The organism is Shinella sp. WSJ-2 (assembly GCF_003432075.1).
Classification (GTDB): domain Bacteria; phylum Pseudomonadota; class Alphaproteobacteria; order Rhizobiales; family Rhizobiaceae; genus Shinella.
Map to the genome: position 1 here is coordinate 22,810 of NZ_QWBU01000007.1, position 14,213 is coordinate 37,022.

13 protein-coding genes are annotated in these 14,213 nt (G+C 63.7%); all 13 read left to right on the top strand.

The window, feature by feature from the left end:
* The 13 genes from D0Y60_RS16185 to D0Y60_RS16245 all read left to right on the top strand — a co-directional run bounded on the left by D0Y60_RS16185 (position 1) and on the right by D0Y60_RS16245 (position 14,187).
* Complete coding sequence (locus D0Y60_RS16185) at positions 1–3,156, top strand: SPOR domain-containing protein (RefSeq protein ID WP_117371007.1); 3,156 nt, start codon at positions 1–3, stop codon at positions 3,154–3,156.
* Positions 3,157–3,244: 88 nt separating this feature from the next.
* Positions 3,245–4,264 carry a beta-N-acetylhexosaminidase gene (gene nagZ / locus D0Y60_RS16190; RefSeq protein WP_117371008.1) on the top strand — a complete coding sequence of 340 codons (1,020 nt, stop codon included), beginning with the start codon at positions 3,245–3,247 and terminating at the stop codon, positions 4,262–4,264.
* Between the two features lie 74 nt (positions 4,265–4,338).
* Positions 4,339–5,154 (top strand): ScpA family protein, encoded by an 816-nt coding sequence (locus D0Y60_RS16195; protein WP_117371009.1) that lies wholly within the window; start codon positions 4,339–4,341, stop codon positions 5,152–5,154.
* A complete protein-coding gene (scpB, locus tag D0Y60_RS16200; RefSeq protein ID WP_117371010.1) occupies positions 5,147–5,848 on the top strand; it encodes an SMC-Scp complex subunit ScpB in 702 nt (233 codons plus the stop codon). The genes D0Y60_RS16195 and scpB overlap by 8 nt, the downstream gene beginning before the upstream one ends.
* Before the next feature lie 105 nt (positions 5,849–5,953).
* Complete coding sequence (locus tag D0Y60_RS16205; RefSeq protein ID WP_117371011.1) at positions 5,954–7,057, top strand: ABC transporter ATP-binding protein; 1,104 nt, start codon at positions 5,954–5,956, stop codon at positions 7,055–7,057.
* A 42-nt stretch (positions 7,058–7,099) separates the two neighbouring features.
* Positions 7,100–7,297, top strand: coding sequence for a twin-arginine translocase TatA/TatE family subunit (locus D0Y60_RS16210; RefSeq protein WP_117371012.1), 198 nt, complete (start codon positions 7,100–7,102; stop codon positions 7,295–7,297).
* A 50-nt stretch (positions 7,298–7,347) separates the two neighbouring features.
* Complete coding sequence (gene tatB, locus D0Y60_RS16215) at positions 7,348–7,974, top strand: Sec-independent protein translocase protein TatB (RefSeq protein WP_117371013.1); 627 nt, start codon at positions 7,348–7,350, stop codon at positions 7,972–7,974.
* Complete coding sequence (gene tatC, locus D0Y60_RS16220) at positions 7,971–8,801, top strand: twin-arginine translocase subunit TatC (RefSeq protein WP_117371014.1); 831 nt, start codon at positions 7,971–7,973, stop codon at positions 8,799–8,801. Before tatB ends, tatC begins: the two co-directional genes overlap by 4 nt.
* 63 nt (positions 8,802–8,864) lie before the next feature.
* On the top strand, positions 8,865–10,148 hold the full coding sequence (gene serS, locus D0Y60_RS16225) for a serine--tRNA ligase (RefSeq protein ID WP_117371015.1): 1,284 nt from the start codon (positions 8,865–8,867) through the stop codon (positions 10,146–10,148).
* Positions 10,149–10,152: 4 nt separating this feature from the next.
* Entirely contained in the window at positions 10,153–10,923 is a 771-nt protein-coding gene (gene surE, locus D0Y60_RS16230; RefSeq protein ID WP_117371016.1) for a 5'/3'-nucleotidase SurE, read from the top strand.
* The gene (locus D0Y60_RS16235; protein WP_117371017.1) at positions 10,920–11,576 is read left to right on the top strand and encodes a protein-L-isoaspartate(D-aspartate) O-methyltransferase; all 657 of its coding nucleotides are present in this window, start codon (positions 10,920–10,922) and stop codon (positions 11,574–11,576) included. Before surE ends, D0Y60_RS16235 begins: the two co-directional genes overlap by 4 nt.
* Before the next feature lie 268 nt (positions 11,577–11,844).
* Positions 11,845–12,471: a hypothetical protein gene (locus D0Y60_RS16240; protein ID WP_117371018.1), complete on the top strand. Its 627-nt coding sequence runs from the start codon at positions 11,845–11,847 to the stop codon at positions 12,469–12,471.
* A gap of 138 nt (positions 12,472–12,609) precedes the next feature.
* The gene (locus tag D0Y60_RS16245; protein WP_117371019.1) at positions 12,610–14,187 is read left to right on the top strand and encodes a peptidoglycan DD-metalloendopeptidase family protein; all 1,578 of its coding nucleotides are present in this window, start codon (positions 12,610–12,612) and stop codon (positions 14,185–14,187) included.
* The last annotated feature ends 26 nt before the right edge of the window (positions 14,188–14,213 follow it).

Here is a 14,213-nt window from a genome sequence, read left to right on the forward strand (position 1 = left end):
ATGGCAGACAAGAACTTCGCGCGAAGCGGAACCGCGGACACGGATCTCTTGGCGGATGATGATCCGCTGAGCGAGCTTGCCCGCCTCGTCGGCTATGAGCCGCGTCCGGTCAAGGATGCGGCCCAGTCCTACGCAAAGTCCTCCTCGGAGCCTCTCGATACTGTGCCAAGGCGGGAAAACCCCGTCCTGGCCCTCGAAGACGAGCTCATGCGCGCTTTCGAGCAGTATGACGCGCCGCGCCGTTCTGGCGAAAAACCTGCCGCCCGCCATGTCGAACCCGTCTTCGATGAGCCTGCGCCGGTTGCCGAAGACCGTGCCGCTCTCATCGATGAGGCGCCCATGCGCGACGGCGCAACGCCGGTTGTCGCTCATCGTGAGCTGTCCTTCGCCGAAACCGTCTTTGATGCGCCCGCGGAAGCGGAGCCCACCTTCGATGTCGATTCGTCGCTGCTGCTTGCCGACGAATTGGAGGCGGCCGTCAACGAGGTGCCCGCAGTCGAGGCCGAGTCTGTCGTTCATGCTGGCCGCCAGTTCGCCGATCGCTTTGAGCCGCGCTTCGAGGCGCCGGTTCGTCAGGAGCCGGTTGCGGATGTAAGGCCTGTCAGCCGTTCCGCTTCCGAGGCGCGCCAGCCGGAATTCCTCGGTTTCCAGCCGATGGCCGCCGATGACGTCCGCATGGACGATCTGAGTCTGGATCTGGAGCGCGAGCTGGAGCTTTCGATAGGTGACGGTTTTGCCGACGATCTCGTTGCCGACCTCCGTCCTGTTGCCGAGGCAACCTTCGTCGAGCCGACGCCTGTTGTTATCGAGACGGTGCAGAGCAATGTCGAGCCGACCTTGCAAGAGCTGGTCGCTGCGGAGGTGGACGCGGAGCCTTTCCAGGCTGAAGCCGCCTATACCTCGGACGAGCCGCATTTCGTCGCCGATCTCGTCTTCGACAGCCGCGAAGAGCGTGCCCGTGTCGCCGCTGAGGTGGAAAGCCAGTGGCAGGCCGAAGAGCCCGTCTTCGATACGGCCCCGGACTATCGCGTCGAATCCGTCGAAACCGTTATCGACGACCGCGACGCCCTGCTGGCCGATGTGGAGCGTTTCCCGGTTCCCGAAGCGCGCACGCCATTCTCCGGCGAATCCCGCAATCCGGCCAATATCGCCTCGATCTTCGGCCGCCGTGCGACGCCGACGATGAACCAGCAGCGTGACCCGGTCTTGTCCGCGGTCGCGACGCCGGTCGTCCAGAAGCCCGTCGAAAAGGTCGAGCCTGCACCGGTCGCAGAGGTCCGCCCGGTCATCGAAACCCGCTCCGCCGCCGTTGCCGAGCCGGAGATCGATTTCGATTCGATGGAGTTCGATCTCTCGGATATCGAACTGGACCTGTCCGATATTGTGCTGGATGAGGTTCCGGCCAAGGTCGAGGCCAAGCCCGCAGCGGTCAAGCCCGTCGAGGCAAAGCCGGTCGAAGTGATGGCCTCTGTCGAAAAGCCCGTCGAGGTTCCGACGCCCGTGCGCCGCGAGCCCGCCGTCGCCGTGCCGGTTTCCACCTATACCGCCGTCCCGCAGCCTGTCGTCGCCGAGATGGCCGATGGTTCGCTGCCGTTCGATCCGGCGATGATAGCCGATACCGACGAGGGTGTTTCCCCGGTCACCGAACTCGACGTGCCGCAGCTACCGGTCATCGAGAAGGAAAAGCCTCCGGTCGTTCAGCCGGATTATGAATTCGACATCGACGCCGAAATGGCCCAACTCTTCACCGAGCCTGCCGCCAAGCCGACGCGCCGCGAAAGCCTGCAGGCCGGCGTTTCCGCCGCTACGGTCGCCGCCGCCGCCCAGCCTGCAGCGCAGATGAACGATGTCGACGATTTCGAGCGCGCGCTGGAAGAGGATTTCCGTCGCTCACTCAGCCAGCCCGAGCGCATGGCGATCCCGGTCGATCCGGGCCAGGCGACGCAGCTCTACAGCGGTGACGGCTATGATGACGAGTCGTCGCGCCCGCGCCGCGGCCTGCTGATTGCCGCGTCGATCGCCGGCCTGCTCCTGGTCGGCGGCGGTGGCGTCTATGCCTGGAGCGCCTTCACAGGCGGCGGTGTCGCCGGCTCCGGCGAGCCGCGCGTCATTCTCGCCGACAAGGATCCGGTCAAGGTCGTGCCTGCCGAAAAGGGCGGCAAGACCGTGCCCAACCAGGACAAGGCGGTCTATGACCGCGTTGCCGGCGACAATGCCGGCACGCCGCAGCAGGAACAGCTCGTCACCTCGACGGAGGAGCCCGTCGATGTCGTGCAGCGTACGCTGACACCGGAAGCCCTGCCGGACGACGGCGTCGACAGTCCCGCCACGGCCGAGGACGACAACAGCCGCCTGCTGCCGGGTGTCGACGAGCCGGAAACCGCGACAACGACTGCCGACGGCAAGCCGCTCGTCTCGCCGCGCAAGGTGAAGACAATGATCGTCAAGCCTGACGGCACACTCGTCGCCCGCGAAGACATCGTGAGCGAACCGGCGACCGAGACCGCCGGCCTCGACGCCAAGGCGACCGCAACGACGGCCGCCACGTCGGGTGAAGCATCCGCGACCGCGAATGCCACCCTCGACGCCGACGCCTCGCTGCGCGCCGAACAGAACGCGACGGACGGCCAGCCGCGCTCGGCGCTTGCCGAAGTGGCGACCGCCGAAGTCGACGACACCGCCCCTGTGCGCACTGTCAAGACGACGACGATCGGCGCGACGACCGAAGGCGCCTCGACCGAGGGCACGACAACCGACGGTAAGGCGCCGGTTCCGGTTACCCGCCCGGTCGACCAGCCGGTCACCGTTGTCGGCACCGTCACGGAAAACGGCAATGTCGCCGCGACCGAAACTGCGTCGGCAACGCAGACCCAGCAGACGGCGGAACAGACGCAGGTCGCGGCGGTGGCGCCCGGCAGCTACGTCATCCAGATCGCCTCGGTGCCTTCGGAAGCCGATGCGCAGAAGACCTACAAGAACCTCTCGGCGAAATTCGGCAGCGTCATCGGCGGCCGCGGCGTGGATATCAAGAAGGCGGAAATCCCCAACAAGGGCACGTTCTTCCGCATTCGCATCCCGGCCGGCTCGCGTGAAGAAGCAAACGCGCTGTGCAGCCGCTATAAGGGCGCCGGCGGCAGCTGCCTCGTCACGCGCTGAGGTCGAGACCCGATTTTTGGGAAGGCGCGGGACGGGTTCCGCGCCTTTCTCTTTGCCCATCCAACGCCAAACCTCTGAGATTGCCGACATGAGCGAATCGAAATCCTTCATTTCGGGCTGCAAGGGCCTGAGCCTCACCGAAGACGAAAAGGCCTTCTTCCGCAGCGAGCGGCCCTGGGGCTTCATCCTGTTCGGCCGCAATATCGGCGATCCCGCCCAGGTCGCGAACCTGACGGCGGAAATGCGCGACTGCATCGGCGGCGGCAGCGATATTCCCGTGCTGATCGACCAGGAGGGCGGCCGCGTCCAGCGCATCAAGCCGCCGCATGTCCAGCAATATCCGAATGCCGCCGCACTGGGCGCCATCTACCGCGCGGATGCGGAAAAGGGCCTGCGCGCCGCCTGGCTGATGTCGCGCCTGCACGCCTTTGATCTCTATCGGCTCGGCATCAATGTCGATTGCCTGCCGGTGCTGGATGTCGCCGTGCCTGGCGTGCACGATGTCATCGGCAACCGCGCCTATGGCCAGGAGCCGGAGATCGTCTCGGCCATGGGCAAGGCAGCGGCCGAGGGCCTGAAGGCGGGCGGCCTGCTGCCGATCATGAAACATATGCCGGGCCACGGCCGCACCATGGTCGATTCCCATCATGACCTGCCGGTGGTGCATGCCGGCCGCGAAGAGCTCGAAGCCTGCGACTTCGTACCCTTCCGCCGCATGAAGGACGAACTGATGGGGATGTCCGCCCATATCGTGTTCACCGCGATCGACGCGGACAATCCGGCGACGACCTCGGCCAAGGTGGTGCGCGAGATTATCCGCGGCCATATGGGCTTCGACGGCCTGCTCATGTCCGACGACGTGTCGATGAACGCGCTGAAGGGCGATATTGCCGAAAGAACCCGGGGAATCATCGCCGCCGGCCTCGACATGGTGTTGCATTGCCATGGCATCATGGACGAAATGATCATGGTGACCGAAAACGCGCCGCCCCTGACCGGCGAAAGCCTGCGGCGCGCCAAGGCGGTCCGTGCGGCCTTCACGACGCCCGACGGCGCGGACGAACAGGCGCTGCGCGAAGAGTTCAATGCCATGATCGCGGTGTCCTGAAGCGCCGCACAAGGAGCTGCGTGTTAGGACCTGGAAGCAAGCCACAGAAGAACGACCGCGGCGCGGCAGCACCGATGGACGATCTGTGGCAGGATGGCGGCGAGGGGCGGGGGCTTTCTGAGGAGAGCCTCGTCGTCGATCTCGCCGGCTTCGAAGGCCCGCTCGACCTGCTACTGCATCTCGCCCGCACGCAAAAAGTTGATCTCACACGCATCTCCGTGCTGGCGCTCGCCGAGCAGTACCTCGCCTTCATCGACAAGGCGCGGAAGATCCGCATCGAGCTAGCCGCCGATTATCTCGTCATGGCGGCGTGGCTCGCCTATCTCAAATCCCGCCTGCTGATCCCCAAACAGGCCAAGGACGATGGTCCCTCGGGCGAGGAAATGGCGGCGAGCCTTGCCTTCCGCCTGAAGCGGTTGGAGGCGATGCGCGATGCCGCGACGCGTCTCGTCAATCGCAACCGCCTCGGCCGCGACGTCTTCGCCCGGGGCATGCCGGAGCATATCCCGACGGAGCGCCGCTCTGCCTTCGAAGCCTCGCTATACGATCTGCTCAACGCCTATTCGTCGCTGCGCCAGCGCCACGCGATCACGCAGGTTACCATCGAGAAGCGCAATGTCTGGTCGCTTTCCGATGCCCGCGAAATCCTGTCGCTGCTCGTCGGCGGCTTTGCGGATGACGACTGGACGGCGCTCGACCATTTCATGATGCGCTACCTGACCGATCCGACCGAGCGCACCACGGCGATCGCCAGCGCGTTTGCCGCAACGCTGGAACTGGTGCGGGAAGGGCGCCTGGAGCTTCGTCAGGACGGCGTGTTCCAGCCGATCTATCTGCGCCGCGGCCCGAAGCCCGATGGCAACGACGAGGGGAACGCCGATAATGGCTGACGGGGACGACGAGATGGACGGCGGCACGATCGTCGATCCGCGCCGGCTGCATGAGGCCGCGCGCATCGCCGAGGCGCTGGTCTTCGCCTCCGCCGGGCCGGTGTCGCAGAGCTACATCGCCGAGCGCCTGCCGCGCGGCGTCGATGTGTTGCATGTCATGCGTGAACTGAAGGGCCTCTATGCCGGGCGCGGCGTCAATCTCGTACAGGTCGATGACGGCTGGGCTTTTCGCACGGCGCCGGACCTGTCCTTCGTGATCCGCACCGACGAGACGGAGGTGCGCAAATTGTCGCGCGCCGCGCTTGAGGTGCTATCGATCATTGCCTACCACCAGCCGGTCACGCGCGCCGAGATCGAGGAGATCAGAGGCGTGCAAACCTCCAAGGGCACGCTCGACGTGCTGATGGAGGCGGGCTGGGTGCGCTTTCGCGGCCGCCGCCGCACGCCCGGCCGCCCCGTCACCTTCGGCACGACGCGCGATTTCCTCGATCATTTCGGCCTCGAGGAACTGCGCGATCTGCCCGGTCTCGAAGAATTGAAGGGCGCCGGCCTTCTTTCCGGCCGCATTCCCTCCAATTTTCAGGTACCCCTGCCGCTCGGCGAGGACGAACTGGCGGAGGACGAGGACCCGATTACCCAGCTCGACCTGGAGGAGCTCGGTCTCTTGACACCTGGTGGGAAAGAAGACGAATAGGCGAAGGTATGGGCTGGGCCCATGCGCTTCCGCGGTAAGCGAATAAAAAAATCGGTTCAGGCAGGACTGTGGCCGGCCCCGCCGGTGACATGGAAAGATTTGGCAATGGCTTCGGACCCCTCGGGCTCCAGCGATATAGAGACGAGACGGGCATCGGCGGTGACCTTCGCGGCGCGCTTGGCCTTTGAAGACATCCATCACAGCTACCAGAACAAGCAGACGATCCGCGGCATCTCGCTGACGGCTGAGCCCGGCGAAGTGCTCTGCCTGCTCGGCCCTTCCGGTTCCGGCAAGACGACGCTTTTGCGCATCGCCGCTGGCATCGAGGCGCAGACCGCAGGCCGCGTCCTGCTCAACGACCGCGAGATCGCCGGCCCAAGCACCTTCCTGCCGCCGGAACGGCGCGGCGTCGGCCTGATGTTCCAGGATTTTGCGCTCTTTCCGCATATGTCGGTGCTCGACAATGTGCGCTTTGGCCTGACGGCGCTGCCGCGCGCCGAAGCGGAGGCTGAGGCCGAAGTGGCGCTGGAGCGCGTCGGCCTGTCGCACTATGCCCAAAAGTTTCCGCACATGCTGTCGGGCGGTGAGCAGCAGCGCGTCGCTCTGGCCCGCGCGCTCGCACCGCGCCCTTCCGTGCTGCTGATGGACGAACCGTTTTCCGGCCTCGACTCACGCCTGAAGGATTCCATACGCGCCGACACGCTGTCGATTTTGCGCCAGTCGCGCGCCAGTGCCATCGTCGTCACGCATGATGCCGAGGAGGCAATGCGCATGGGCGATCGGATCGCGCTTTTGAAGGACGGCTGCCTCGTGCAGGTCGGCACGGCGGAAGAGCTTTACCTTCATCCGAAGGACATTTTTGCCGCGGCGTTTTTCTCCGAGATCAACGAGTTTTCGGGTCATGTACGCGGCGGTGTCGTGGAAACGCCACTCGGCAATGTGGACGGAAGCCGCTTCCGGGACGGCCAGAAGGTGCATATCGCCGTGCGGCTCTCCGGGCTTCGGGTTTTGGAGACGGGCGGCGAAATTCCGGCGCGCATATTGTCGCGGCGGTTTCTCGGCGTCGTGGAGCTGCTGAACCTCGCCATACCCGGCACCGACAGGCCGGTTCGGGCGCGCGTGAGGGCAGACCAACTGGCGGCCGGATTGCGTGACGTCACGCTTTCGGCTAACCAGCGGGATATTCTAGTGTTTGAAAAAGACAACTGAACGTCTTACATCGGGGTAAGGGTTCGTAAGGGAGCAAGGAAAATGGGTTCTTTCAGCATCTGGCATTGGCTGATCGTTCTGGTGGTTGTGCTGCTGCTGTTCGGCCGCGGCAAGATTCCGGAACTGATGGGCGACGTGGCCAAGGGTATCAAGAACTTCAAGAAGGGCATGTCCGACGAGGAGGCCGCTGCCGCCGACCAGGCGAAGACGGTCGATCACAAGGCCGACGAGGTCAAGTGACCGGCATCCGGCCGTGGACTTCTGGTTCCGGCCTATGAGGACAGTTTTCTATGCTTGATGTCGGCTGGACCGAGATACTCGTCATCGCCATCGTTCTGATCATCGTGGTGGGTCCGAAGGACCTTCCGCAGATGCTTAGAACATTTGGCCGCATGGTCTCCAAGATGCGCGGCATGGCGGGCGATTTCCGTCAGCAGTTCGATGAGGCATTGCGCGAGGCCGACCTGGACGACGTGCGCAAGACAATCGGTGAAGCGCAGAAGTTGAATCCGCTCAACACGATCCGGGATGCGGTCAATCCGCTGCGCCAGATGGGCGACGACTTGAAAGCCGATCTCCACAAGGCAACCAGTTCCGTCACGACACCGACGCCTTCGGCTAACCCGGCCGAGAGCGTGTCCAGCGCGCCGGTTGCCGTTCCTGCCGAGGTGGCGAAGCCCGCTTCCGCCGAACCCGTCGCCGCCGTGCCGCTCAAGGCCGGCCCGGTCCGCAAGACGGCGAAGAAGAAGGCCGATGACGGCGCCGCCCCGGTGGCAAAGCCGCGTAAGACGGCCGCGAAGGCCGAGGCCGAGCCGAAGAAGGCTGCCGCCAAGGCGCCCGCGGCCAAGAAGGCGGCTCCCGCCAAGGCGGCGACCGCCAAAACCAAGACTGCGAAGACCAAGAAGGGCGAGGCATGAGCGGCGACATTGACGACAAGCCCCAGCCGCTGATCGAGCATCTGATCGAACTGCGCCGCCGCCTGCTTTGGGCCGTCGGTGCGTTTTTCATCGCTTTCCTGGTCTGTTTCTATTTCGCCAAGCAGCTCTTCAATCTGCTCGTCCTGCCCTTCAAATGGGCGGTGGAATGGGCTGGGCTGACACACCGAAATGTCGAGCTGATTTATACGGCGCCACAGGAATTCTTTTTCACGCAGATCAAGGTCGCCATGTTCGGCGCTCTGGTCATCGCGTTCCCTGTTATCGCCCAGCAGGTCTACAAGTTCGTGGCGCCCGGCCTCTACAAGAACGAGCGCGCCGCCTTCCTGCCGTTCCTGATCGCGTCGCCGATCCTGTTCCTCATCGGCGCGGCGTTGGTCTATTTCTTCTTCACGCCCATGGTCATGTGGTTCTTCCTCGCCATGGAGCAGGGCGGCGGCGAAGGCCAGGTATCGATCCAGCTCCTGCCGAAGGTGTCCGAATATCTCAGCCTCATCATGTCGCTGATCTTCGCCTTCGGACTGGTGTTCCAGCTTCCAGTGATCTCGTCGCTTCTGGTGCGCGCCGGTTTCATCACGTCGCAATCGCTGAAGGACAAGCGTAAATACGCAATCGTCATCGCCTTCGTCGTGGCCGCCGTACTGACGCCGCCGGATCCGGTTTCCCAGATCGGCCTTGCACTGCCGGCCATCCTTCTCTACGAGATTTCCATCTATACGGCCCGACTCATCGAACGGCAGCGGGCGAGCGTCTCGAACGCGCAGGATGCGGAAAACGAGGTCGCTGCAACGCAGGGCGAAGCCGACTGAGGCTTCGCCGGCGGGTCGCTGCCGGGCGGGATGGGCTCCATCCACGCAACGCCTGGAACGACAATGCTTGATATCAAATGGATCCGCGACAACGCTGCCGCCCTTGACGCCGCCCTGGCCAAGCGCGGCGCGAGCCCTCTTGCCCAGAGCCTCATCGATCTCGACGAGAAGCGTCGCAGCGTCATCCAGAAGGCGCAGGACATGCAGTCGCGCCGCAACGCTGCCTCCAAGGAGATCGGCGCGGCCATGGCCGCCAAGAACAGCGAGCTTGCCGACAAGCTGAAGGCCGAAGTCTCGGCCATCAAGGATCAGCTCCCGGCCGCCGAGGAAGAAGAGCGCCAGGTCACCGCCGAGCTCAACGACGCCCTGTCGCGCATCCCGAACATTCCGCTTGATGACGTGCCGGTCGGTTCGGACGAGACCGGCAATGTGGAAAAGCACAAATGGGGCAGCAAGCCCGGCTGGAACCACAAGCCGCTGGAGCATTACGAAATCGGCGAAGCCCTCGGCTATATGGATTTCGAGGCAGCAGCAAAAATCGCCGGTTCACGCTTCACCGTGCTGAAGGGCCAGCTGGCGCGTCTGGAACGCGCGCTCGGCCAGTTCATGCTCGACGTGCATACGCAAGAGCACGGCTATACGGAAGTCCATGCGCCGCTGCTCGTGCGCGACGATGCCATGTTCGGCACCGGCCAGCTGCCGAAGTTTTCCGAAGATCTCTTCCGCACCACGGATGGCCGCTGGCTGATTCCGACCGCCGAAGTCTCGCTCACCAATCTCGTGCGCGAAGACATTCTCGATCAGGAAAAGCTGCCGCTGCGCTTCACCGCGCTGACGCCGTGCTTCCGCTCGGAGGCCGGCTCGTCGGGTCGAGACACGCGCGGCATGCTGCGCCAGCACCAGTTCATGAAGTGCGAGCTCGTCTCGATCACCGACGCCGAAAGCGCCATCGACGAGCATGAGCGCATGACGGCCTGCGCGGAAGAAATCCTCAAGCGCCTCGGCCTGCATTACCGCGTCATGACGCTCTGCACCGGCGACATGGGCTTTGGTGCCCGCAAGACCTACGATCTGGAAGTCTGGCTGCCGGGACAGGATACGTTCCGCGAAATCTCGTCCTGCTCGGTCTGCGGCGATTTCCAGGGCCGCCGCATGAATGCGCGTTATCGCGGCAAGGACGACAAGGCGACGAAGTTCGTGCACACGCTGAACGGCTCGGGCACCGCCGTCGGCCGCGCTCTGATCGCTGTTCTGGAAAATTACCTCAATGCCGACGGCTCGGTCACTGTGCCGGAAGTCCTGCTGCCCTATATGGGCGGCCTGACGAAGATCGAGAAGGCCGCGTAAGTTCATGCGCATCCTGCTGACCAATGACGACGGCATCCACGCCGAGGGCCTCGCGGCCCTCGAGCGGATCGCCCGCGAATTGACCGACGACGTCTGGATCGTGGCCCCGGAGACGGACCAGAGTGGCCTTGCGCATTCGCTGACCCTTTCGGAACCCTTGCGTCTGCGCAAGATCGACGAGAAGCGTTTCGCCCTGCGCGGCACGCCCACCGACTGCGTGATCATGGGCGTGCGGGAAGTTCTGGACAGGAAGCCGGACCTCGTTCTCTCTGGCGTGAATGTCGGCGCCAACATGGCTGATGATGTGACCTATTCAGGCACGGTTGCCGGCGCCATAGAAGGCACGCTGCAGGGCATCAAGTCCATGGCATTGAGCCAGGCCTACAACCATGCCGGCGGCCGCGTCGTACCGTGGGAAGTGGCCGAAAGCTTCGCGCCGAAACTCATTCGCCAGCTGATGGATGTGGAACTGCCGGACTGGACGTTCTTCAACATCAATTTCCCTAACTGTGCGCCGTCCGATCTACAAGGCGTTGAAGTCACGGCCCAGGGCAAGCTCGATTTCGGCCTGACGATCGAAGAACGCGCCGATGGTCGTGGCTTCCCCTATTACTGGCTGCGCTTCGGCGAGCGGAAGGGCGATTTCCGCGCCGGCACGGACATCCATGCCGTGAAGAACCAAAAGATCTCCGTCACGCCGCTGAAGCTCGACCTGACGGATTATTCCGTGCTCGACCGCGTGCAGCGTGCGCTCAGTGGTGGAGACACGGATTGAGCACGGGACGGGTGATCGAGAAGGAAGGTTTTGCGGCTCTGGCGCTGCGCCTGCGCGGGCAGGGCATCAACAATATCGAGCTTCTGACCGCCGTCGAGCAGACGCCCCGAACGCTGTTCGTGCCGCCGCAATTTGCTGGTGAGGCCTATTCGCGCCGCGTGCTGCCGCTCGATTGCGGCGCCTTCATGGAGGGCATCGATCTCTCGGTGCGCATCCTGCATCTCCTGAACCTCAAGGCCGGCCAGCGCATTCTCGAAGTCGGCACCGGCAGCGGCTTCACCGCCGCCGTCATGGGCCGTATGACCGAGCGCGTGTTGACCGTCGATCGCTACCGTACGCTCGTCACCAATGCGCAGGCCTCCATCGACAAGGCGGGCATCCGCAATGTCATCGTGCGCCAGGCCGATGGCAGCAATGGGATGCCGGGCGAGGGGACCTTCGACCGCATCCTCGTCACCGCTGCCTTTCAGGCCTTGCCGCGCTTCTTTGCCGAACAGCTCGTCTCCGGCGGCATGCTGATTGCGCCCGTCATGGTCAGCGAAACCGAGTGTCGCATGCTGAAGCTGGTCAAAACCGGCAGCCGCTTCGATCGCGAGGACCTCTTCGAGGTGCCCTATCTGCCGATCGTGCCGCAAATGGCGCAGGCGCTTTAAGCCCGCCAAACCCTTTCCGAAATCCATATTTTGCGGCTCGGCCGGCCTTCGGCCGCTGAGTCTTGCGGCATTTCTGCGACAAAACGGGACCTTTGCCGCAGCCCGCCACACGCGGGGCGCGAATTCCTCTCGCAAATACAGCGCGTTAATGATTTGTTAACTTTGGTAAGCTTCGCGCAAGCTTCGGGGCGTAGGCCGATTACGAAGCACAAATTCCAAGCAGAACGACGGTTTTCCAGTGGTTTCCGAAGTTCCGATGGAGAGGGCAATGTACGTTTCGAACAGGATCGCCAGCAGCTCGACCAATGACAGCCTCGCTTATCTCGCGACCAAGGCTGCAGGGAAGACGACTGAAGAAAATGCTGAGGCCGCGTCGACTGCGCACCTCGCTGGCGGCAGCTATGATCCGTCCGCCCATGTCGGCCTGTCCGTCGATGCACTCCTCGTGCTCAGCGTCGCCAAGGAAGAGACGACTTACAGTCAGCCGTCGCTGACGGAGGCCGAGCGCAACAATCTCGATACGTTGGACCTCGAGAAGCGCGAATACGCGGCCTATGGCCACTTCCTCGAGAATGACGACCGTAAGAGCTACTACCGCGCTTACATCGAGTATTTCGACAGCATGCCGGTCGAAGACCAGCGCAGCGGCCGTTATGCTGGTACCCGTGAACCTGCCGTCTCGGCGCTGCGTGCGATTGCCTACAATGAAAGCGCTCTCGAGATGACGACGCCGGATGCCGCCCTCGAGAATGCAACAGCCAACGGCGACCGTAACCAGCGTCGCGCGACGCCGATCTCGGCGATCTTCCAGCCGAGTGCCGGCGATTATGAGAACGTCGCCCGTGTCTCCGGCCGCATTTCGCGCGCCGACAGCATGTACGCAACCGGCTTCTGACGCGTGGCCGCCTGCGCTGGCGTGCCATGGTTATCAATTTATCAAAAAACCGTTGCAGATAGCTTGGTTTTAACCGGGCAGTAACTCTAACGCGCTTTAATCGGCCTACATCAAGTAGCGTACCGATTGGGTAGTCTCATGCGTAAGAGTGTATCGCCGAGTTTTGCTAGGACTGCGACCCGTCTGATGGCGGCCGCCCTGCTAGCCAGCGTTGCGACCGGGTGCAGTTCGGACGTTTCTCGTTTTGGCGGCCTCTTCTCCAGCTCCGGTTCTGACAATATCACCACGAATTCGGTTCCACGCCGCACGCTTCTGGGTGGCGATCCGGTTCCGCGCGGCACGGTCGGCAATGGCCAGGTGGCGCAGGTCAATCCGATGGGTGGCTCGCGCGACGAGGCGCTGAACCAGCCGTTCCCCGATCAGGGCAATGTCTCCTACGATCCGATCAACACGTCGACGACGAACGGCTCCGGCACGCGTTTCGCGACGACGCCGATGACCGTTCAGCGCGGCGAGCTTTCCGACCCGACGGCCGGTGCCCGTGCCGACGCCGAGCGCCAGGTCGCCATGGCGCAGGAACTGCCGCAGCGCAAGGCGAAGGCTATCGTCGACGAAGCTGACGCTACGGCGAAGAACGTCAAGAGCAAGGCCGGCTGGTCGACGAACAATGCGCCCGTCGTCATGCTGCGCCAGGGCGAAAGCGTGAAGACGCTCGCCAACCGCTACGGCGTGCCGGAAAAAGAAATCCTTGCTGCCAACGGCCTGAAGCGCTCCTCGGATGCCGAGCCGGGCCAGAAGATCGTTATCCCGACCTTCTCGACGACCGCCAGCGCCGCCAAGGCCTCGACCGATCATACGCTGAAGGTCGATGGGAAGCTGCCGACGCCAGAGCAGAAGGGCGAGAAGAACGTCGCCATCCTGCCGGGCACATCGAGCCGCGACAAGCAGAAGTCGGAGAACGGTCAGACGACGTCGAACGTCGCCGATGCCGGCGAAGGCAACGGCAAGGGCGGTTACGAAGTGCAGCCGGGCGATTCGCTTGCCAAGATCGCCCGCAGCAACGGTGTCTCGGTCGAGGCGCTGAAGAAGGCGAACGGCATCAACACGGCCTCCATCCGCATCGGCCAGAAGCTGGTGATCCCGGCCGGCGGCAGCGCCGAAGTGGCTGAAAAGGCCACCACCGACAAGACGACGACGGCCTCGGTTCCGGTCAACAAGGAAAAGAAGGTCGAGACGGCGGAAAAGAAGCCTGAAGCCTACAAGGCGCCGGTGAAGACGGTTTCGGTCACCGAAGCGACGGAAAAGTCCGACGTGACGGATGATGCACCCGAATCGACCGGCATCGGCAAGTATCGCTGGCCGGTGCGCGGTGCGGTCATTGCCGGCTACGGCGCCAATGTCGATGGCAACCGCAATGACGGCATCGATATCTCGGTTCCCGAGGGCACGCCGATCAAGGCTGCCGAAAACGGCGTGGTCATCTATTCGGGCTCGAGCCTGAAGGAACTCGGCAACGCGGTTCTCGTCCGCCACGACGATGGCACCGTCACGGTCTACGGCAATGCCGGCGGCTTGAACGTGCAGCGCGGCCAGAAGATCCAGCGTGGCCAGACAGTTGCGACCTCGGGCATGAGCGGCAACGCCACCCGTCCGAAGGTTCACTTCGAGGTGCGCAAGAACGCCACCCCGGTCAACCCGATGACCTTCCTGGAATAGGCGGATACCGGATATCCGAGTGAAAT